The sequence below is a fragment of the Streptomyces sp. AC1-42W genome, from assembly GCF_003248355.1.
GTDB lineage: Bacteria > Actinomycetota > Actinomycetes > Streptomycetales > Streptomycetaceae > Streptomyces.
The window spans coordinates 64,616-82,631 of the sequence record NZ_QKWY01000003.1; the positions used below are offsets into that span (position 1 = coordinate 64,616).

General features: G+C 71.9%; 23 protein-coding genes. 12 read left to right on the forward strand and 11 right to left on the reverse strand.

The features are described 5' to 3' along the window. Window positions 1–2: 2 nt before the first annotated feature. Window positions 3–1,244 (reverse strand): MFS transporter, encoded by a 1,242-nt coding sequence (locus DNK56_RS33095; protein WP_111339764.1) that lies wholly within the window; start codon window positions 1,242–1,244, stop codon window positions 3–5. A gap of 340 nt (window positions 1,245–1,584) precedes the next feature. Between DNK56_RS33095 and DNK56_RS35140 the strand changes: the two genes are divergently transcribed. Beyond that, window positions 1,585–2,088 (forward strand): DUF1877 family protein, encoded by a 504-nt coding sequence (locus tag DNK56_RS35140; protein ID WP_158558567.1) that lies wholly within the window; start codon window positions 1,585–1,587, stop codon window positions 2,086–2,088. 21 nt (window positions 2,089–2,109) lie between these two features. On the opposite strand, the gene DNK56_RS33105 is transcribed toward DNK56_RS35140, so the two are convergent. After that, the gene (locus DNK56_RS33105; protein ID WP_111339766.1) at window positions 2,110–3,267 is read right to left on the reverse strand and encodes a threonine synthase; all 1,158 of its coding nucleotides are present in this window, start codon (window positions 3,265–3,267) and stop codon (window positions 2,110–2,112) included. Continuing rightward, window positions 3,264–4,019 (reverse strand): helix-turn-helix transcriptional regulator, encoded by a 756-nt coding sequence (locus DNK56_RS33110; protein ID WP_342211080.1) that lies wholly within the window; start codon window positions 4,017–4,019, stop codon window positions 3,264–3,266. Before DNK56_RS33110 ends, DNK56_RS33105 begins: the two co-directional genes overlap by 4 nt. 122 nt (window positions 4,020–4,141) lie before the next feature. Between DNK56_RS33110 and DNK56_RS33115 the strand changes: the two genes are divergently transcribed. From DNK56_RS33115 to DNK56_RS33135, 5 genes are all read left to right on the forward strand, one after another. Beyond that, window positions 4,142–4,666, forward strand: a complete 525-nt coding sequence (locus tag DNK56_RS33115; protein ID WP_111339767.1) for a DUF2231 domain-containing protein — start codon at window positions 4,142–4,144, stop codon at window positions 4,664–4,666. 64 nt (window positions 4,667–4,730) lie between these two features. Next, window positions 4,731–5,165 (forward strand): hypothetical protein, encoded by a 435-nt coding sequence (locus DNK56_RS33120; RefSeq protein WP_111339768.1) that lies wholly within the window; start codon window positions 4,731–4,733, stop codon window positions 5,163–5,165. 1 nt (window position 5,166) lies between these two features. Further along, window positions 5,167–5,787 carry a GTP cyclohydrolase I FolE gene (folE, locus tag DNK56_RS33125; protein ID WP_241990214.1) on the forward strand — a complete coding sequence of 207 codons (621 nt, stop codon included), beginning with the start codon at window positions 5,167–5,169 and terminating at the stop codon, window positions 5,785–5,787. Between the two features lie 232 nt (window positions 5,788–6,019). Beyond that, the gene (locus DNK56_RS33130) at window positions 6,020–6,445 is read left to right on the forward strand and encodes a hypothetical protein (protein WP_146610543.1); all 426 of its coding nucleotides are present in this window, start codon (window positions 6,020–6,022) and stop codon (window positions 6,443–6,445) included. Then, window positions 6,442–6,804, forward strand: a complete 363-nt coding sequence (locus DNK56_RS33135) for a hypothetical protein (RefSeq protein WP_111339770.1) — start codon at window positions 6,442–6,444, stop codon at window positions 6,802–6,804. Before DNK56_RS33130 ends, DNK56_RS33135 begins: the two co-directional genes overlap by 4 nt. A gap of 90 nt (window positions 6,805–6,894) precedes the next feature. Here DNK56_RS33135 and DNK56_RS33140 read toward each other — a convergent pair whose 3' ends face one another. The 4 genes from DNK56_RS33140 to DNK56_RS33155 all read right to left on the reverse strand — a co-directional run bounded on the left by DNK56_RS33140 (window position 6,895) and on the right by DNK56_RS33155 (window position 9,910). Beyond that, window positions 6,895–7,194, reverse strand: coding sequence for a hypothetical protein (locus DNK56_RS33140; protein ID WP_111339771.1), 300 nt, complete (start codon window positions 7,192–7,194; stop codon window positions 6,895–6,897). 30 nt (window positions 7,195–7,224) lie between these two features. Continuing rightward, complete coding sequence (locus DNK56_RS36370; RefSeq protein WP_241990215.1) at window positions 7,225–7,689, reverse strand: RidA family protein; 465 nt, start codon at window positions 7,687–7,689, stop codon at window positions 7,225–7,227. A 121-nt stretch (window positions 7,690–7,810) separates the two neighbouring features. Beyond that, window positions 7,811–8,179 (reverse strand): hypothetical protein, encoded by a 369-nt coding sequence (locus tag DNK56_RS33150; protein ID WP_241990216.1) that lies wholly within the window; start codon window positions 8,177–8,179, stop codon window positions 7,811–7,813. 144 nt (window positions 8,180–8,323) lie between these two features. Continuing rightward, entirely contained in the window at window positions 8,324–9,910 is a 1,587-nt protein-coding gene (locus tag DNK56_RS33155) for an amidase family protein (RefSeq protein ID WP_111339772.1), read from the reverse strand. A gap of 303 nt (window positions 9,911–10,213) precedes the next feature. Between DNK56_RS33155 and DNK56_RS33160 the strand changes: the two genes are divergently transcribed. The 3 genes from DNK56_RS33160 (at window position 10,214) to DNK56_RS33170 (ending at window position 13,357) form a co-directional block, all read left to right on the forward strand. Further along, on the forward strand, window positions 10,214–10,972 hold the full coding sequence (locus DNK56_RS33160) for a lytic polysaccharide monooxygenase (protein ID WP_111339773.1): 759 nt from the start codon (window positions 10,214–10,216) through the stop codon (window positions 10,970–10,972). A gap of 211 nt (window positions 10,973–11,183) precedes the next feature. Next, a complete protein-coding gene (locus tag DNK56_RS33165; protein WP_111339774.1) occupies window positions 11,184–12,806 on the forward strand; it encodes a carbohydrate binding domain-containing protein in 1,623 nt (540 codons plus the stop codon). Between the two features lie 182 nt (window positions 12,807–12,988). Continuing rightward, window positions 12,989–13,357 (forward strand): hypothetical protein, encoded by a 369-nt coding sequence (locus DNK56_RS33170; protein WP_111339775.1) that lies wholly within the window; start codon window positions 12,989–12,991, stop codon window positions 13,355–13,357. Between the two features lie 53 nt (window positions 13,358–13,410). On the opposite strand, the gene DNK56_RS33175 is transcribed toward DNK56_RS33170, so the two are convergent. Beyond that, window positions 13,411–14,169: an alpha/beta fold hydrolase gene (locus DNK56_RS33175; RefSeq protein ID WP_111339776.1), complete on the reverse strand. Its 759-nt coding sequence runs from the start codon at window positions 14,167–14,169 to the stop codon at window positions 13,411–13,413. 100 nt (window positions 14,170–14,269) lie between these two features. On the opposite strand from DNK56_RS33175, the gene DNK56_RS33180 reads away from it, so the two are divergent. The 3 genes from DNK56_RS33180 to DNK56_RS33190 all read left to right on the forward strand — a co-directional run bounded on the left by DNK56_RS33180 (window position 14,270) and on the right by DNK56_RS33190 (window position 15,261). Further along, complete coding sequence (locus DNK56_RS33180) at window positions 14,270–14,620, forward strand: hypothetical protein (protein ID WP_111339777.1); 351 nt, start codon at window positions 14,270–14,272, stop codon at window positions 14,618–14,620. A gap of 66 nt (window positions 14,621–14,686) precedes the next feature. Then, a complete protein-coding gene (locus DNK56_RS33185; RefSeq protein ID WP_111339778.1) occupies window positions 14,687–14,923 on the forward strand; it encodes a hypothetical protein in 237 nt (78 codons plus the stop codon). Then, on the forward strand, window positions 14,920–15,261 hold the full coding sequence (locus tag DNK56_RS33190) for a hypothetical protein (protein ID WP_111339779.1): 342 nt from the start codon (window positions 14,920–14,922) through the stop codon (window positions 15,259–15,261). The genes DNK56_RS33185 and DNK56_RS33190 overlap by 4 nt, the downstream gene beginning before the upstream one ends. A gap of 133 nt (window positions 15,262–15,394) precedes the next feature. Here the strand turns inward: DNK56_RS33190 and DNK56_RS33195 are convergent, their stop codons facing one another. From DNK56_RS33195 to DNK56_RS33205, 3 genes are all read right to left on the reverse strand, one after another. Next, window positions 15,395–16,579, reverse strand: coding sequence for a methyltransferase domain-containing protein (locus tag DNK56_RS33195; protein ID WP_199563953.1), 1,185 nt, complete (start codon window positions 16,577–16,579; stop codon window positions 15,395–15,397). Between the two features lie 6 nt (window positions 16,580–16,585). After that, a complete protein-coding gene (locus tag DNK56_RS35145; protein WP_158558566.1) occupies window positions 16,586–16,726 on the reverse strand; it encodes a hypothetical protein in 141 nt (46 codons plus the stop codon). Window positions 16,727–17,487: 761 nt separating this feature from the next. Then, complete coding sequence (locus DNK56_RS33205; protein WP_111339780.1) at window positions 17,488–17,976, reverse strand: hypothetical protein; 489 nt, start codon at window positions 17,974–17,976, stop codon at window positions 17,488–17,490. Between the last annotated feature and the right edge of the window lie 40 nt (window positions 17,977–18,016).

Sequence of the window (18,016 nt, forward strand, 5' to 3'; positions counted from 1 at the left end):
GCTCAGGCCTTCGTCGGGGTGGGGTCCTCCGCGGGGTCGGGGGTGCGGGCGCGGGTGCGGGCCGCGGTGAAGAGGGTGGCGGCCATGAGAGCGGTGACGGCGCCGAGGCAGACGACGGCGGTGGCGAGGCTGCCCGCGGGCCTCTTGGCGGCCAGGAGGACCAGGGGGCAGAGGAACTCGCCGAGGAAGAAGGCCGCGGTCCACAGGCCCATGCCCCGGCCCCGGTCCTCGTACTGGAGGAGGGACATGGCCTTGGTGACCAGCGCGGGCAGCAGCAGGCCGGTGCCGACGCAGTTGATGACGGCTCCGGCGATCAGGAGCGGGAGCCCGTCCGCGAGGCCCATCAGCACGAAGCCCGCGGCACACAGCGCGAACAGGACCGGCAGCCGGTGGCGGTGGTCCGGGGAGAGGCGGGTGAACAGGACCGAGCCGAGGACCGTGGCGGCGCTGGCCACCGCGGTGACGGCGCCGATGGTCGCGGTGGAGTCGGTGCCCAGGTCGTCGAGGAGGTATGCCATCTCGACCGGGACGGTGTAGAAGACCACGGCGCCGAAGACCGTGAGGAGGCAGATGCCCGCCATGCGCCGGACCGGGAACGGCCGCTGCGGCAGCGACGCCCGCTCGCCCGCGTCGGGCGCCGGCGGCAGCGGTGCGGGAAGGATGCGGGCCATCAGGGGCGCGACGACCAGGCCGACGGCGTACAGCCAGAAGGGCGCGCGCCAGTCGGCGGCCCCGAGCGCGCCGCCGAGCACGAAGAAGACGGTGGCCGACGCGGCGGCGCACATCGTTTGCAGGGCGAGATAGCGGTCCCGGAGTTCGCCGCTGTAGTAGTCGCCGATGAGGGTGGTGCAGGCGGTCATGATGGCCGCCTCGGCTATGCCGACGAGGACGCGGCTGATCAGGATGGCGTGGAGCGACTCCAGCCACAGGGGGGCCGTCCCGAACACGGCGTAGAGGGCGGTCGCGATGACCAGCAGGCGCTTGCGGCCGAGCCGGTCGACGATCATCCCCGCGAAGGGCGCGAGGAGCGCGAGGGCGAGCGCGGGGACGGTGAGCACGACCGGGACGAGCGCCTCGCTGCCGGGTACGTCCTCGAAGTGGTCCTGCATCCGGGGAAGGACGGGGGCGAGGAGCACCGCGCCGAGGACGGGCAGACAGCTTCCGGCCATGAGCATGACGGCCGGAAGTCGCCCAGTGGGCGGGGTGCCGGGGGCAGCGGGCGGCGAGGCGAGCGGGGCGGACATGACGGCACTCCAAGGGCGGCGGAGGGGCACCTCTTCGGGGACGACGTGCCCAGGACGGGGCGATTGTGCCTCGAATACGCGCGCTTTCGGGCGTACGGCCCATCTTTTGGATCATCTGTTTTCCCGATGGCCACCATCCATGGGTCGGATACGGGGCGTTCGGGGCATCTCGCCCCGGAGAGCTTGCTCACAACGGATGGTGGCGGAGCGTCAGGCGTGGTGTGTCGGCCATCTGACGACTCACCACCACCTGCGCGTTTTCGGCCACTCGACGCCCAGCCCGCCGCCCGGCGCGGGGGCGGTCGCGTCACGCGGTGACCGGGGCGCCATACTGCGGCGCATGGCCCTGACCCAACAGCTGGCGCGCGTCACGCCGCAGTACCTCGACCGGTGCCGGGAGACCGCCGGCTCCGCGCCGGACGGCGACCCGCGCTGGAATCCGCCGGCGGACGACGTGCTGGACCTCGACTGGGCCGTGTGGGAACTGCTCGGCCTCTACCGCCGGATGCGTCCGGAGTCGCCGGACATCGCCGTCCTCGAACGGAGCATCCACGGCGACGGCAGCGCCCCGGTCGCCTTCCTCGACCACATCGAGGTCTACGACCGCATCGACCGCCCGCCGTCCCTGCTGTCCCCCGCGGCGGTGACGGGGGTGGCCCGCGCGCTGGCGGCCATGGAGATCGACTCCCTGCTCACCACCCTCCCCGCCTACCGCCGCGAGGGCGGCTTCCCCGGCTTCACGGGCGACCCCGCCGCGTACCTCCGCGACCACTTCGCCCTGCTCCGGAGCTTCTACGCCGCCGCCGCGGCGAAGGGGATGGCGATGGTGGTGTGGGTCGACTGACCGTCAGCGTGTGCCGTACGGTCACCCGGGCTCGTGGTCGGCGAACAGCGTCGCCATCCTCTCGGCGGACTTCAGGCCCGCGCCGGTGAGGACGACGACCGTCGTCTCGTCCGGGGCGATGTCGCCCGTCGCGATGTAGTGGTCGAGCGTCGCCGCCGCGACGCTGCTGGTCGGTTCGGCGTACAGGCCGCGGGCGCTCAGGGCACGCACGGCGGCGCGGATCTCGGGTTCGGGGACGGCGTACGCGGCTCCGCCGGAGCGGCGGACGGCGTCCACCGCCTCGGGCAGCCGGACCGGGCGGGCGATGGACGCGCCCTCGGCGATCGTCGGCAGGCGCTCGCCCCGGCGGTCCGGGTCGACGCCGTTGAGGGTGTCCGCGATGGTCGCCCAGTGCTCGGGCTGTCCGACGAACAGGCGCGGGCGCCGCTCGATCCGGCCGGCGTCGAGGAGTTCGCCGAAGGCGAGGTCGCAGCCGATGACGTTGCTGCCGGCACCGGCCACGAGCACCACGTTGTCGGGGGCGGTGAAGCCGAGGGACTCCCACATCTCGTAGGCGACGGTCTTGGTGCCCTGGATGAACATGGGGTGCCAGTTGTGGCTGGCGTACGGGATCTGCCGCGCCTGCCGGACCGCCTCGTCCGCGACCTCGTCGCGGGTGCCCGCCACACGCTGGATCTCGGCTCCGTAGGCGCGGGCCTGGAGGACCTTGGCCGCCGAGGTGCCGGCCGGGACGATGATCTTGGCGCGGATGCCGGCCGCGGCGGCGTACGCGGCCACCGCGGAACCGCCGTTGCCCGAACTGTCCTCCAGGACGTGGTCGGCCCCGAGCGCCGCGAGGTGGGAGATCATCACCGATACGCCCCGGTCCTTGAAGCTGGACGTGGGGTTGAACCACTCCAGCTTGAAGTGGACGCGCCGGCCGGCCCAGTCGAGCGGGATCATCGGCGTACAGCCTTCGCCCAGGCTCACCCGGCGGTCGGCCGGGACGGGCAGGACCGCGCGGTAGCGCCACAGGGAGCGTTCGGCGGTGTCGATCTGCTCGGGCCGCAGGCCGGGCAGGGCGCTGACGGCGAGCGGGCCGCCGTCCTCGCCGCGCCAGCGCGGGTCGTCCAGCGGGTAGCGGGTCCCGGACCGGTCGTACAGCCAGGGGGCGGTGGGCGAGGGCTGTTCGGGGCTCATGAACCGTTGAGCGTACCGGTGTCGTCGTCGCCGGCCGGGGCGTGGCGGATCTCGACGCAGCACTCGCCGGGGCGGGGGGCCAGGACGGCCTCGACGGCGGGGGTGCGGAGCCCTTGCAGATAGCCCGTGAGGAAGGCGTGGTTCATTCCGCAGACCAGGTCGGGGGCCTGGTGGGCGAGCGGGTGGAAGGGGCAGTTGCGCAGCCGCAGCCGGTCGGGGGCCTCGCGGGTGGGCTCGAAGCCGTGCCCGTCGAGCATGCGCTCGCACAGGGTCAGGCCGCGTTCGGCGCCGAGGCGTCCGGGGCGCAGCCGGGCGCGTTCCTCCGCGCCGAGTTCCTCGCCCCGCCGGCCCGCCGTGCGCATCGCCGCCTGCACGGCCGTCTCGTCGTCGCCCTCGGTGACGACGGCCTGGACCAGGAGGTCCGCGAGGAGCTCGTGGCGGCGGTCCGGGATGCTCACCCGGATGGGCGTGTCGGTGGGTTCGTACACCTTGGGCTGGCGGCCCACCTTGCGGACGCCGGTGGGTGAGCCGTAGCGCGCGCGCAGCAGGCCGGCGTCGACGAGCTTGTCGAGGTGGAAGGCCGCGAGCTTGCGCGATATGCCCGCCTCGGCGGCGGCCTCGTCGCGGGTGACGGGCCGGTGGGCGCGGCGGATGAAGGAGAACATCTGCCGCCGCGTGCCCTCGCCGAGCGCGCTCAGGGAGTCGATCGCGGCGTCGTCGGGGGAGGCCGGCGGGGTCATGTCGGAGGTCACCCCTTCACGGTAACGCCGACGCGCGTGGGTCGAGGGGTACGCGCAGGGGCTCTGGTCTGCGGACTTGACCGGGCTCCCGAATAAGACCAATATTTGTTGGCGAAAATAAGGAGGTGGGCCCGATGGCCCAACCGCAGCAGGCCAAGCAGCCCGTGAGCGCCGCTCTCGCCGGCCCGTACGGGCATCCGTTCCATCCGATGCTGGTCACCGTTCCCCTCGGGGCGTGGACCGGCAGCCTGGTCTTCGACATCGCCTCCCGGTTCGCGGACGACCCGGCGTTCCTGGCCCGTGGGTCGATGTGGCTGATCGCCGTCGGCGTGATCGGCGCCCTGGCCGCCGCGCTGGTCGGCTGCCTGGACCTGTTCGCCGTCCCCACCGGAACGCGGGCCTTCCGGGTGGCCCTGCTCCACATGACACTCAACGTGCTGGCGACCGCCGCGTACACCGGCAACTTCCTGTGGCGGCACGCCGGTTCCGGTCCCGTGGGCCGGGTCGGCGCCGGTCAGCTCGCCCTCGCCGCCGTCTCCTTCGCCGTGCTCGGCGCCGGCGGGTGGCTGGGCGGCAGGCTCGCCTTCCGTTACGGCGTACGCGTCGCGGACGAGGCGGTCCAGGCCGAGGGGTTCACCCCGGCACGTCCCACCGGCTGACCGGCCGCCGCCCGCCTCTTCCCCTGCCCGCAGCCCTCACACCCTCTTCACCCCTGGAGTTCCCATGGACATCGCCGCACTGGTCACCTGGGTGATCACCGCTCTCGGCGGCTTCTACATGCTCGGCACCTGGCTCGCGCGCGGTGGCGCCCGCGGCGGCAACAGCCATCTGCCGGTCCCCGTCGTCTTCGGCCACTTCGCGCTCGCCGCGATCGGCCTCGTCGTCTGGATCGCCTACCTCGTCGCCGACACGGACGCGCTGGCCTGGATCGCCTTCGTACTGCTGGTGCCGGTCGCGCTGCTCGGGTTCGTGATGCTGGCCCGCTGGATTCCCGTGTACCGGGCGCGGACGGCCGCCGGGGCGCAGGGCGGCGGCGCGGCGCAGGACGGCCCGGCCGAGCGGAACTTCCCGGTCGCCGTGGTCCTCGCGCACGGGCTGCTGGCCGTCGTGACGGTGGTCCTGGTGCTGCTGAGCGCCCTCGGTGTCGGGGGCAACTGACATGGCCCAGCAGCCCATCGCCGCGCCGCCCCCGCCCGCGGCCCTGCGCGTGGTGCCGACCGGGCGGGCGGCGGACCTGGTGGCCGCCGAGCAGGCCGCCGGAGAGTTCCTGCGGGCCCTCGGCATCAGCACCGATTCGGAGAGCCTGCGCGGCACGCCGGGCCGGATGGCCCGCGCCTACGCGGAGCTCTTCACGCCCCGCCCGTTCGACCTGACGACGTTCCCGAACGACGAGGGGTACGACGAGCTGGTCCTGGCCCGCAGCATCCCGCTGCGCTCCGTGTGCGAGCACCACCTGCTGCCCTTCACGGGCACCGCCCACATCGGGTACCTGCCCGGCCGGCGCATCCTGGGCCTGTCCAAACTCGCCCGCATACTCGAACACTTCGCCTGCCGCCCCCAGGTCCAGGAGCGCCTGACCAAGCAGGTCGCGGACTGGCTGCAGACCCAGCTGGAGCCGAAGGGCGTCGGCGTCGTCATCCAGGCCGAACACACCTGCATGACCCTGCGCGGAGTCCAGGCCACCGGCACCACCACGATGACCTCCACCCTCCTGGGCCTCCTGCGCACGGACGCCCGCTCCCGCAGCGAATTCCTCACCCTGACCGCACTACCGGGGTAGCCCCCACGGGGCCCAGGGGGACGGGGCCGGCTCCCGCACTGCGGCGGGGGCGGCGCCGCCGGGCCGGCCGGGTCGGGGCTCTGTGGGCGGTCGCCCCTTACGGAGACGGCCCGCGCCGACCGCCGACCGGCTGATGGGCACTCATGTCCGGGGCGTCAAAGGCTCCTCGGGCGCCTCGGTGCCGTGGCACCATGAAGGGACGGTCATTCGACGTGCGGGCGGGGGCGCCAAGGTGACGGTGGTCGACTACATGCTCCTCGGCGGGGCGGGCGGGGCACTCATCGAAGCGGTCGCGTTCTTCAGCCGGCTCGGGGAGTGGCGCGCGGCCCGGCTGACTCCCTCGGGCGGCAGGCGCAAGAATCCGCCGAGTTTCCTCAGCTTCATCGACCTGCCTCCCATCGTGGCCATCGCCGTCGCGCGGCTGGTGCTCGGCGGGGCCACCGCCACCGCGTTCGGGACCAGCGGACAGGCCACGGGGGGATTCGCCGCCCTGACGGTCGGGGCCGCCGCGCCCGCCCTGCTGCAACAGCTGGGGCAGATCCGCCAGATCCGTGAGGCGGTCACTCAGCCGATGTCCCGGCAACGGAACGAGGACACGCAGAACACGTCCGCGGCCGCACCGGCGGCGGAAGCCGTAGAAGAGGGTGGGGCAGCATGAGCAGGGACAGCGGGAACCTGAACTTCGGCCAGAGGGTCGTCGGCGGCCTCATCGGCGCCATCTCCAACACGCATAGCAACGTTATGGGCAGCAACCACGTCGTCGGCCGCGTGGAAATTAACATGCGGGAACTGCTGAACCGGATCAGGGAATTGCGCGCCGATATGCAGCGACTGGTCACCACCGGCCGGACCGACGCGCTGGACAACGAGCTCGCCGAAGTCGAGGACGAGATCAGCGCGACCGGCGATGCCTCGCAGCGGTCGCTGGCGAGGCTGCGGCAAGCGCTCGACGACACCCCCGAGGTGCACCCACTCGCCTCGGCGATGGCCGTGGCGGAAGCGCTCGGGTCCGTATAGCCGGATCGCGCCCTTCGACCGGCCGGTTCTTCTGCCACTATGAAAACTTCCCCGGCCGGCGTCCACGGCCGGGGAAGCCCTCCGCCCCGGTCAGCCCATGGCGACGAAGTGGAACGGGCGGTCCGCGACGACCCCGTCCGAGTTGCCCGTCCTGACGGTCACCCGCTCCGTCGTGGCGCCCGTGACATGCGCGTTGTCCAGGAGGGACCAGGAGTCACCGTCCAGCGTGGCGACGACCGACGGCTTCTCCACGAAGTCGTTGTTGAAGGTGAGGGTGTACGTACCGGCGCTGATCTTCGTCACCTTGAACCCGTAGCCGGCGGTCCGGGTTCCGTCGGCCGCGACCGTCCCTCGGACGATCTGCAGGTTCTCGTAGGCCTCGATAGCCATTTCCATGCTCCTCTCCCGGGGAATCTCCCCTCAAGGGCATTTCCTGGCCGGGTGAGTCCATGCTCCCATCGGATCAAAGCCGCCCACCCGAGTGAATATTCGAATTACCCGATCACCTGCCCGGAATTCGGCCCCGAACCGACCGGCCACGCACGCCATTTGTACCCGATGGAAATATGCGCCGGTGGGGCCGCTACGCGTCGAGTACGGCGCGGTCACCAGGTCCTCGCGCCGGGCCGACGCCACGAGGACGCGCGTGCTGATGACGTCCTGGAGGGTCGCGCCGGCGTCCGCGAGGGCGGTGCGCATGTTCTCGACGGCCTTCCGGGCCTGCCCGGCGTAGTCCCCGACCGCGGCCGTCGAGCCGTCGCCGTTCAGCGGACACGCCCCGGCCAGAAAGATCAGCCGGGCCTCGGCGGGCGCCGTGGCCGCGTAGGCGTACTCGGCGATGTCGGACAGGGAGGCGGAGCGAATCAGCGTAACGGCACGAGCCACGGCCAGGGGTTCCTTCCCTCGATTTCCGGACCAGGACATCCTGCCTCCCCGAACCGAAGCACCGTCCGCATTTACGGAGCCACCGACGCCGGACCGGGCCCGAGCGCGGCAGCGGTGCGGATCAGCCGGTGGTTGTCCAGGTGAGGATTGCCAGTGTGAGCGGGATCGGGCAGGCCACGGCGCTCAGGAGCAGGGCGCGGCGGGGTGGGGGCATGCGGCGCATCGCGGGGCGGGTGGCGAGGGCTGCGAGGAGGGCGGCTCCGGTGGCCAGGCAGGCCGCGTAGAGGGCGAGGTAGCCGCCGGTGGGCTCTCCCGCCGCCGCGCCCCACACCGCGACGATCCAGACCAGGAAGGTGATCCAGGCCACCGAGATGAGCGTGAGGGCGCCGAGCAGGACGGTCAGCAAGACCGTGGCGGGTCGGGGCGCCGCCGCCTTCGGTACGGGCGCCCACGGGGCGGTGGGGGGTGTGGTCCGGGTCCGTGTGTTCATGGACCGATGGTCGCCGGGAGCGGGCGGGGTGCTCATGGGCCCCGCTACTCAACCCGGCGGGCGCGTGTACTCAGGCAGGGCCGGCCCCCGCGTACGGCGACGGCACCGGGGCGCGGGGGCCCGGTGCCGTCGCCCTGCGTCACGTCAGCCGGTGGTGTCCGGGAGCGTCGGCAGGTAGCGGGGGGCGTGCCGGCCGTCCAGGCGGTGTTCGACGGCCGCGCCGAGGCTCAGCAGGTCCGCGTCCTGGCCGTTGCCCGCCATGAGGAGCAGGCCCACGGGCAGTTCGCCGACGAAGCCGGCGGGCACCGACAGCGAGGGGTAGCCGGCCACGGCGGCGGGCGTCGACGACGGGATCACGTCGTTGTCGCCGCGCGCGCAGTCGGTCGTCCACGCGGGCGGGTTCGCCGGCGACGCGATCGCGTCCAGGTCGTGCTCGGCCATGACCTCGTCGATGGAGCGGCGGGACAGGTCCTTCAGCTCCGTGCGCATCGCCCGGTACTCGGGGTCCGTGGTGGGCGGTGCGGCGAGGGCCTCCTCGAAGAGTTCCTGGCCGGCGAAGCAGGTCTGCTCCTGCGGGTGCGTCCGGTTGAACTCGATCAGCTCGGCGAGGTTGCGCGGGCCCTTGCGGGTGGCGAGGTAGGCGTTGATGTCCCGGTGGAACTCGCTGAGCAGGGCCGGGAATTCGAGTTCGCCCAGGCGCCGCTGGTACGGGAGGTCCACCTCGACGACCTCGGCGCCCGCGCTCCGCAGCCGCTCGGCGGTGCTCGTCATGAGGGCGTCCACCTCGGTGCCGAGCACCGGCAGCCGCCACAGGCCGATCCGCTTGCCGCGCAGCGAGCCGGGGCGGGTCGCCCGCTCGGCGAAGTCCGGGGCCGCGGGGGCGCCGCCGATGACCGACAGGGTGAGCGCGGTGTCGACGACGTTGCGGGCCATGGGGCCGGCGGTGTCCTGCTCCGCGGAGATCGGCACCACGCCCGACTGGCTGACCACGCCGAGGGTCGGCTTGAGGCCGACGACGGCGTTCATCCCGGCGGGGCAGACGATGGAGCCGTCCGTCTCGGTGCCGATCGCCACCTGCGCCAGCGAGGCGGCGAGGGCGGCGGCCGAGCCGGCGGACGAGCCGCACGGGTTGCGGTCCAGGACGTACGGGTTGTGGGTCTGGCCGCCCACCGCCGACCAGCCCGAAGTCGGCGACGCGGCGCGGAAGTTGGCCCACTCCGAGAGGTTGGCCTTGCCGAGTATCACCGCGCCGCCCGCGCGCAGCTTCGCGACGAGTTCGGCGTCGGACCGCGGCGGCTTCCCGGCCAGGGCGAGCGACCCGGCGGTCGTCGGCATGTCGCGGGTGTCCACGTTGTCCTTGAGCAGGACGGGGATGCCGTCGAGCGGGCCGCGGGTGCGGCCGAGGCGGTGCCTGATGTCGCTGGCCGCCGCCTGCCCGAGGGCCGTCGGGCTGGTGTGCAGCACGGCGTTGATCTTGGGGTCGATGGCCTTGATCCGCCGCAGGTAGGCGAGGGTCAGCCGGACCGAGGACAGCGAGCCGCGGGCCATGCGGGCCTGCAGTTCGGGGATGGTGACGGTGTCGAGGTCGATGCCGCCGACCAGCGTCGATTCGGCGGATCGCGCCGAGCCGCCGGAACGGTTCTGGGGGGCCGCCTGCGAGCCGGGCGCCACCGCGACCAACGGGGCCACGACCAGGATCGCGGTCAGGGCCGCCATGCTTCTCTTCTTCATGCCGCACACCCCACTACACGGGGGCCGTGCGGCACAAGGGGCCCTCGCCGACCGCCCCGGCGTGTCCGCCCCTACGACTCGAGTCCTCGCACGTATACGACTCAAGTCCTCGCGCGTAGACGGGCGTTCGCAGCCGCGCCGAGCGGTACGAGGCGGCGCTCACCCTCTTGACGGGCTCCCCTCCTTCGCTAAGGTCTAGACCTGCGAGCGTCGGTCTAGACCTTCGCATGTGGAAGTTGCCTCACCGGCAACGTCGTACGTTCACCTGGGCGGACCCGGCGTGCACGAAGGGAATTGGATGTCATGCGCATGAAGAAAACGTGGGCCGCAGCCCTGGGCGCCCTGGTCGCTCCCGCAGTGGCCCTGAGCCTCCCCGCCCCCTCGGCGAGCGCCCACGGCTGGGTGGTCACGCCGTCCAGCCGTCAGGACCAGTGCGCCAACCGCGTGATCCAGTGCGGACCGATCAAATACGAGCCGGCGAGTGTCGAGGGCCCGAAGGGGCTGCGCACCTGTAGCGGGGGCGACTCCCGCTGGGCGGACCTGGACAACGACGCCAAGGGCTGGAAGGTCACCCCGGTCGGCACCACGCAGACCCTGACGTGGACGATCGAGGCGCGCCACGCCACGAGCAACTGGCAGTACTTCATCGGCGACCAGAAGATCGCCCAGTTCAACGACGGCGGCCGCATCCCCGCCGCCTCGGTCAGCCACCAGCTGAACTTCAGCGGGTTCAGCGGCAAGCAGAAGCTGCTCGCCGTCTGGAACATCGCGGACACCGCCAACGCGTTCTACGCCTGCATCGACGTGAACATCGGCGGCGGCAACGACGGTGGCGGCAATGACGGCGGTGGCGACGACGGCGGCAACGACGGCGGCGGTGACAACGGCGGCGAGCAGCCCGGCGACTGCACGACCGGCGCCTGGAGCGCCGGCAGCATCTACACCGGCGGCCAGACCGTCTCGCACAACGGCCACAACTGGCGGGCCAAGTGGTGGGTGACCGGCGAAGAGCCCGGCACCACCGGCGAGTGGGGCGTCTGGGAGGACCTCGGCGCCTGCTGAGCCCCGCGCGGCGGCCCCTCCCCTGCGGGCCCTCCCCCCAGCGGCCCTGATCCCTCAGCGGCCCTGAGCCCGTAGCGGGCCGATCCACCCGCACCCCCGAGCGCGACCGCTCGAGCACGACCGGCCGGCGCAGACCCCGGAAGGAGCCTGCGCCGGCCGTTTCCGCACGTCCCCCTCATCGGAGCACCGCCCCCCACTACCAGGAGACAGCGTGAGAACTCGGCATCGCCTGCTCGCCTGCGCCACCGCCGCCCTGCTCGGCGGCGCCGGCGCGCTGATGGCCCCGACCGCCGCCACGGCGCAAGCGGCCAACCTGCTGACCAACCCCGGTTTCGAGGCCGGCACCCTCGACGGCTGGTCCTGTGCCGGGAACGCCGGCTCGATCGTGAGCAGCCCCGTGCACGGCGGCAGCCGCGCGCTGGCCGCCGCCGTGAGCAACTCGGACACGGCGCGGTGCGCGCAGACGGTGTCCGTGCAGCCCAGCACGAAGTACACCCTCTCGGCGTGGGTGCGCGGCTCGTACACGTACCTCGGTGTCCAGGGCGGCACGTCCACCTGGACGGGCTCCGCCTCGGACTGGAAGCAGCTGACGGTCTCCTTCACCACCGGGTCCTCCCAGCAGAGCGCCGAGGTCTACCTGCACGGCTGGTACGGGCAGGGCACGTACTACGCGGACGACATCAGCCTGGACGGTCCGGGCGGCAGCGACGACACCGAGGCGCCCTCCGTGCCCGGCAACCCGCGTGCCACCGGCACCTCCGCCAACAGCGTCTCGCTCGCCTGGGACGCGGCCTCCGACAACGTCGGCGTCAGCGGCTACGACGTGTACCGGGACGGCACCCTGGCGACCTCGGTGACGGGGACCTCCGCCACCGTCGGCGGGCTGACGCCCAGCACCACGTACCGCTTCACCGTCCGGGCGAAGGACCGCGCGGGCAACGTGTCCCCCGACTCCGCGACCGTCACCGCGACGACCGGGAAGGACGGCGGCAGCGGCGACCGCTTCATCCAGGCCGCCCCGTACCTCTACCTCGGCTGGGGCAACCCGCCGAGCCCGACCGAGGTCATGCAGGCCACCGGCATCAAGTGGTACACGATGGCGTTCATCCTCGCGCAGAACGGCTGCAACCCCGCCTGGGACAGCCAGCGTCCGCTGCTCGGCGGCCAGGACGAGGCGGCCATCAAGGCGATCCGGGCGGCCGGCGGTGACATCGTCCCGTCCATCGGCGGCTGGAGCGGCAACAAGCTCGGCCCCAACTGCTCGACGACGGAGGCGCTCGCCGGCGCGTACCAGAAGGTCATCGACGCCTATGACCTGAAGGCGATCGACATCGACATCGAGAACACCGACGAGTTCGAGAACGCCGCCGTGCAGGACCGCATCCTCGGCGCGCTGAAGATCGTCAAGCAGAACAACCCCGGTCTGCGGACGATCGTCACCATCCCCACGCTCAACACCGGGCCCAACTCCTGGGGCAACCGGCTGATCGAGCGCGCCCACGCCCTCGGCGCCGACATCGACAACTTCACCATCATGCCGTTCAACTTCGGCGGCGCGGCCGACATGTACGGCAACACCATCAAGGCCACCGAGGGGCTGAAGACCAAGCTCGTCTCCACCTTCGGCTGGACCGACCAGCAGGCGTACAACCACATCGGCATCTCCGGCATGAACGACTCCAGCGACGCCGGTGAGGTCACCACTCCGCAGATCTGGACCCAGATCCGCGACTGGGCCAACAGCCACGACATCGGCCGGCTCGCCTTCTGGGCGGTCAACCGGGACCGGCCGGCCTGGCAGTTCACCTCCATCACGGCGGGCTTCACCGGCTGATCCCCGTACGCGACGCACGTTCCGCGCCGGCTTCGGGAAGGTTCCCGGGGCCGGCGCGGCCGTCGTTGCGGGCGGCCGTCCGGCAACCGAATGCGGCGAAGCCGCTCCACCGCGTGACATTCGCTCGTATGCTCGAATCCGGCTCCCGGCCGCCGCCGGGGCCCGGACAGGAGGAGGGGACCATGTCGGAGCTGTCCAGACGATCGTTGCTGGGGTATACGGGGACGGCCGCGGCCGGTGCGGTGTTCGCGAGCGCCGGTACGGCCGAGGCGTCGGGACGGGATGCGGCTTCGGGCCAGGAAGCCCAGAGCACCACGACGTCCACCGTGTTCGAGGACGGCACCGAGTTCCGGGCCGGCCACACCATGGGCGAGAACGACCTGCGCATCGAGATGAGCTTCAGCGTCCGCGTCGACAAGCCGAACGGCTACCCATCCGCCCAGCACATCACCTCCCTGGAGGTCGCCCAGGCGCTCTCCGCGCTCGCCCAGTCCAAGGGCTGGCCCCCGCTCACCTTCTACGGCACACCCCCGCCCGCGCCCCTGAACTGACAACCTGACGCCCAGCCGGCCCGGGTCCACGGCAACCCGTTCCGATCGGACCCTCACCGCGCCAGGAACGCGGCCACCCGGTCCGTGAACTCGGCCGTCCGCTCGAAGAGCACCACGTGTCCGGCGTCGATCTCCGTGTACACGCTGCCGGCGATCGCCTCGTGCAGGGCGCGGCTGTGGTCGACCGGGACGGTGGCGTCCCGGGTGTTGCCGATGACCAGCGTGGGCGCCTCGATGCGCGGCAGCAGGGCGCGGATGTCGACGCGCAGGTTGAGGTCCACGTGGCGCAGGGTGCCCGGTGTGGGCGGCAGGTTGGGGATCATCGCCTCGACCTCGTCGCGTCCGACGGCGTTGAGGAAGGCCCGGCTGAACCCGGTCATCGTCACGCTCCGGCCGAAGGCGGCGGGGTCGCTGTCGCCGATTCGCCGCCACAGCGTGAACAGGTTGCGCAGGTACTCGTCCCCGTCGGTGTGGGCCCAGCCCGCGACCAGGACCAGTCGGCGCACCAGGTCGGGCCGCCGGGCGGCGACGGCGGCGGAGACCGGGGAGCCGAGGGAGAAGCCGAGCAGGTCCACCGGTCCGGCGCCGGCGTCCTCGATGACGGCGATCACCTGTTCGGCGAGTCCTTCGATGCTGAGCTGCCCGAGATCGTCCGCCGGGCGAAGAAGCTCACCGGCAGCACCTCGCCAAGCGAGCCGACCGTCGCCCGCTGCCGGGGCACGATCGGCGGCCTCGCCTACGGATACGGTGCCAAGGGCGACCACGTGACCAAGGTCGGCCGCGCCCTGGTCGCGAAGGGGTTCGGCAAGCACTACGCCGAGGGCCCCCGGCCCGACCTGGCCGGACGCCGATACACAGAACTACGCCGACTATCAGCGCAGCCTCGGCTACTCCGGAGCGAACGCCGACGGCGTGCCGGGGGAAACAACTCTGCGGAAGCTGCTCGGCACCCTGCCCGGCAGGCCGAAGCCGGCGGCGAAGGTCGTCGACCTGTCCAAGCTGCTCGCCGCCGCCCGGACCGACCCCGCCAAGTCCGGTACGCCGGTCTCGTACGCGGGCGCCCGGATCGTCGAGGACGCACTCGCCGCCGAGGGACTGCTCGCCAAGAGATACGTAGACAGCCACTTCGGCACTCAGACCAAGGCCGCGTACGCCGCGTGGCAGCGCCGTTGCGGGTACCACGGCGCCGACGCCGACGGACTGCCCGGCCGCGCCTCGCTCGACATCCTCGCGAAGCACCACGGGTTCACCGTCACCGCGTGACCTCGCCCCCCCTCACCCGGCCCGCCTCAACCGGGGCGGGCCCACCCGGAACAGAAGCACCACCACATGACCGACGCCAACAAGCGCACCGCGCGGACCGTCCTACAGGGCATCGTCGGGTTCGCCGTCGCCCTGCCCGCCATCGTGGACGCGTCCGGCGTACCCGAGTCCCTGCCGTGGGTCGCCGCTCTCGCCGCAGCCGGCGGCCTCGCACGCGTCATGGCCCTGCCGAGCGTCGAGGCCCTGCTCGACCGGTTCGGCCTCGGCCTGGTCGACGACAACAAGGAGCACACCGCGCCGTGACGACCCAGCCCTCGCCGTCCGAACCGGCCGCAGTCGCCCTTGAACTGGAGCGGATCAGGCGGACGACCGAGGTCGGGTTCACGCGCACCGACGGCGGCCTCGCCCTGCTCGTACAACGCCACGACCAGACCGACGAAGCGCTCAAGACGCACGCCCGCCAGGTCGACGGCCACGACGCCCGACTCGACACCGTCGAGCGAGGCGAGACCGAGCGCCAGAAGCGCAACGACGCCCGGCTCGACGCCCTCGAACGGGCACGGTGGCCGCTCCCGTCCGTGGCCGCCCTGGTCGCCGTCGCTGGTCTCGTCCTGTCCCTGTGGCAACTCACCAGCCAGTAGACGCATCGCGCCCCCCGCACCGGCCACGGGGCCGGTGCGGGGGGCGCTCTTTCGTGTGCGCGGGCCCACGGGCGCGACGCGGGCCCGCGCTGTCCGCCTCATCCCGCACGGGGGCACGGGACGCGACGGAGTCCTACGGTTCGAGGAGGGGCAACAGGTTCGCCGGGTTGTCGAGCCACACGTACTGGCTCTTCGGAGTGACCGTCAGCCCGTACCGGTCGAACCGCGGCTCGCCCTGCTCGCGCCACCAGGCCATCACGGACTCGGCCTCATTCCACAGGCGCCGCGGGCCCGCCTGGACGATGCCGTACTCCGTCCGCCCCTTCTCATAGTCCGCCGACGCCCACGACGTACCGCCCATGTCGAACAACCAAAGCCGGTACGCCCCGTTGTTCCCCCAGTCGACGCGGCAGAACAGATCCGGTATCTGCACGCCCAGGGTAAACATGTGGTGCCAGTCGCCCATGTCGTCCGGCGACAAGGTCGTCACGCCCCTGTCCCCGCCCGCCGGCCAGTCCTTACCGCCGAGATAGTGGGCCGTCGGGGGGAACTGCTCGCGCTGGTCCCTCAACCTCATGAACGCCGAGGACATGACGAACGGACCGGACGCCGCCGTGCCGTCGTCGAGGACCGTCAACCGGGCGATGCCCTGCCCGCCGTAAGCCGGTCCCCAAGGGGCAACGATGATCCCGCCGGGGCGCGTCTGCTCGACCCACGAAAACGGCACCTTCGCGATCGAGCACGTAGCGATAACCCGGTCGTACGGTGCCCCCGCCGCATGACCGAGAGCGCCGTCACCAACGACGGTCACGGGCTCAAGGTCGATGCGGTCGAACCGGCGCCGGGCCTCCTCCGCGACGGCCTGGTCAACCTCAATCGTCACGACATTGTCCGGACCGAGCCGGTACGCGAGCAGGGCGGCATTCCACCCTGTCCCGGTCCCGATCTCCAGCACCCTGTTACCGCGCTCGACATCCAGCTCGCGCAGCATCGAGAACACCATCTTCGGCATACTGCTCGACGACGTGGGCGACCGGCCCTTGTCCGTTCCCTGGTGTCCGCCGTCATCCCACTGAGTCGTCAGAGGGATATCCGAATAGACCTTCCCCCACCAACGGCCGGGGTCCTCGCTTCGGTTGATGCACTCGCCTTGCCGCGTGCCGTTCGCCTGCCCCGGCCAAACCCTGTCGGGAACGAACGCATCACGAGGCACGGCCTTGAAGGCGGGCAGCCAGTCCGTAGACAGGGCGCCCTTTTCCATGAGCACGGAGGCCAGCCCTCCCGGGCCGGCCTCCTTCGTGCTGAGGCTGTCGGGCATCGTCGGTCAGCGACCGTCCGCCGGGCCCTGGCCGTCCGAGGAGTTGCCTCCCTCGTCCGAACCACCACCGCCGTGCTTGTTGCCGCTGTCGCTGTCGTCCTGCGGGTTGCCCCCGTCGGCGGCGATGATCCACGGCTGAGCGTTCACGTTGAACCTCCTGTGTTGGTCGTTCGCTTGTGTTCTTCTGACGCCCGCCTCAACCAGATGACCCATTGTCGAACCCGGAAGAGGCGGAGACCAGGCGGACGCCCTCAAGCGTCCGATGCGCAGAGGCAGGCCAGGCACGCACAGGGCCCGGCGGGTCGGTCGCGCCGCAGGCTGCTGCGCCCTCGCAGGGCCACCCGCCCGAAGCCGGGCGCGCTCGGCCTCAACCCAATGCAGCTGCTCGATACGGAAGATGCACCAGTGACAGGCTCGGAATTCCACGGTTACCCCCCGCGCCTCCATCGTCCCGAGACGGGCCACGGCCAGGTTCGTGCGCTCGCACCGATGGCACGAACCGCGCTGGAAATCGAACCGCGCCCACAGCTCCATGGGCCTCACTCCCACGGCGCACCCCCGCGCGCCGTGAGGTAGAGGGAAACCGCCGATCACGGGGAGGAACGTTGTACGTCGCGCCGTCCACTCAAACCGCGCGCTCCCGCACGACACCGCCAGCGTGAACGGCTCCCCCTGGGCGAGGTCTTCCTCAGTCGGCCGCAGGTCGGACGCCAACCACCCATCGACGTATCCCGAGACCGGTTCGTCGAGCGCCGAGAGGATCGTCGTCACGTTGACCCGCGCCCAACGGAGCGCGTTCGCCGGGGCGGCGACCGGCGCGTACCGAATCGGCCGCGGGCTCGGCGAGGACTCATCAGCGACCAGCCACTCGCACCAGTAGCCGGCCATGCCGAGCGTGGTCGGCGCGGTCAGCACCGCTCGGCCCGCCGCCCCCGGTGGCGGTCGGTGTCCATCACGTGCAGGAACCCGCCCCGGCTCTCGACCTCCCGCGCGACCTCGTCGTACTCCTGCGGAATCGTCGAGATCATCGAGCGCCACGCGGTGAGGACGGCACCCGCCTGCTTGCTCTCGACGTGCGCAAGAGCCTGCGTCAGACCCTCGCGGCCATCCGGCGGGAGCAGGCCGACGCGGTCCTCGATCACACCCATAATCTCCCAGCCGAACACGGCGGCGTACTCCTCGCACTCCCGACGCGGCCCGCTGATGTCGGAGTTCGGAGCCCCGCACAGATAGATAACGACGCGGAAGCGGTCGACCCGCGACTCGGTCGGGATGTCCCCCTCGCCCGGCACGTGCCCGGCGGAGTGATCCGCGAGGGCCCGACGACGCTTGCGGTCACCCTCGGTACGACGGGCCCGAGTTGGCCCCTGCCTGAGTTCGTTCTCGGTGCTGACCATGCGTCAATCGTGTTCCATTGAACACGCTAGGTGAAGAGAC

Bases quoted from the DNA above. Each gene is read 5' to 3' on its own strand.
- DNK56_RS33160 (WP_111339773.1), top strand. From the start codon at position 10,214: ATGCGCATGAAGAAAACGTGGGCCGCAGCCCTGGGCGCCCTGGTCGCT.
- DNK56_RS33105 (WP_111339766.1), bottom strand. From the start codon at position 3,267: ATGAGCCCCGAACAGCCCTCGCCCACCGCCCCCTGGCTGTACGACCGG.
- DNK56_RS33120 (WP_111339768.1), top strand. From the start codon at position 4,731: ATGGACATCGCCGCACTGGTCACCTGGGTGATCACCGCTCTCGGCGGC.
- DNK56_RS33140 (WP_111339771.1), bottom strand. From the start codon at position 7,194: ATGGCTATCGAGGCCTACGAGAACCTGCAGATCGTCCGAGGGACGGTC.
- DNK56_RS33195 (WP_199563953.1), bottom strand. From the start codon at position 16,579: ATGCCCGACAGCCTCAGCACGAAGGAGGCCGGCCCGGGAGGGCTGGCC.
- DNK56_RS33115 (WP_111339767.1), top strand. From the start codon at position 4,142: ATGGCCCAACCGCAGCAGGCCAAGCAGCCCGTGAGCGCCGCTCTCGCC.
- DNK56_RS33170 (WP_111339775.1), top strand. From the start codon at position 12,989: ATGTCGGAGCTGTCCAGACGATCGTTGCTGGGGTATACGGGGACGGCC.
- folE (WP_241990214.1), top strand. From the start codon at position 5,167: ATGGCCCAGCAGCCCATCGCCGCGCCGCCCCCGCCCGCGGCCCTGCGC.
- DNK56_RS33135 (WP_111339770.1), top strand. From the start codon at position 6,442: ATGAGCAGGGACAGCGGGAACCTGAACTTCGGCCAGAGGGTCGTCGGC.
- DNK56_RS33150 (WP_241990216.1), bottom strand. From the start codon at position 8,179: ATGAACACACGGACCCGGACCACACCCCCCACCGCCCCGTGGGCGCCC.
- DNK56_RS33095 (WP_111339764.1), bottom strand. From the start codon at position 1,244: ATGTCCGCCCCGCTCGCCTCGCCGCCCGCTGCCCCCGGCACCCCGCCC.
- DNK56_RS33155 (WP_111339772.1), bottom strand. From the start codon at position 9,910: ATGAAGAAGAGAAGCATGGCGGCCCTGACCGCGATCCTGGTCGTGGCC.
- DNK56_RS33185 (WP_111339778.1), top strand. From the start codon at position 14,687: ATGACCGACGCCAACAAGCGCACCGCGCGGACCGTCCTACAGGGCATC.
- DNK56_RS33205 (WP_111339780.1), bottom strand. From the start codon at position 17,976: ATGGTCAGCACCGAGAACGAACTCAGGCAGGGGCCAACTCGGGCCCGT.
- DNK56_RS35140 (WP_158558567.1), top strand. From the start codon at position 1,585: ATGGCCCTGACCCAACAGCTGGCGCGCGTCACGCCGCAGTACCTCGAC.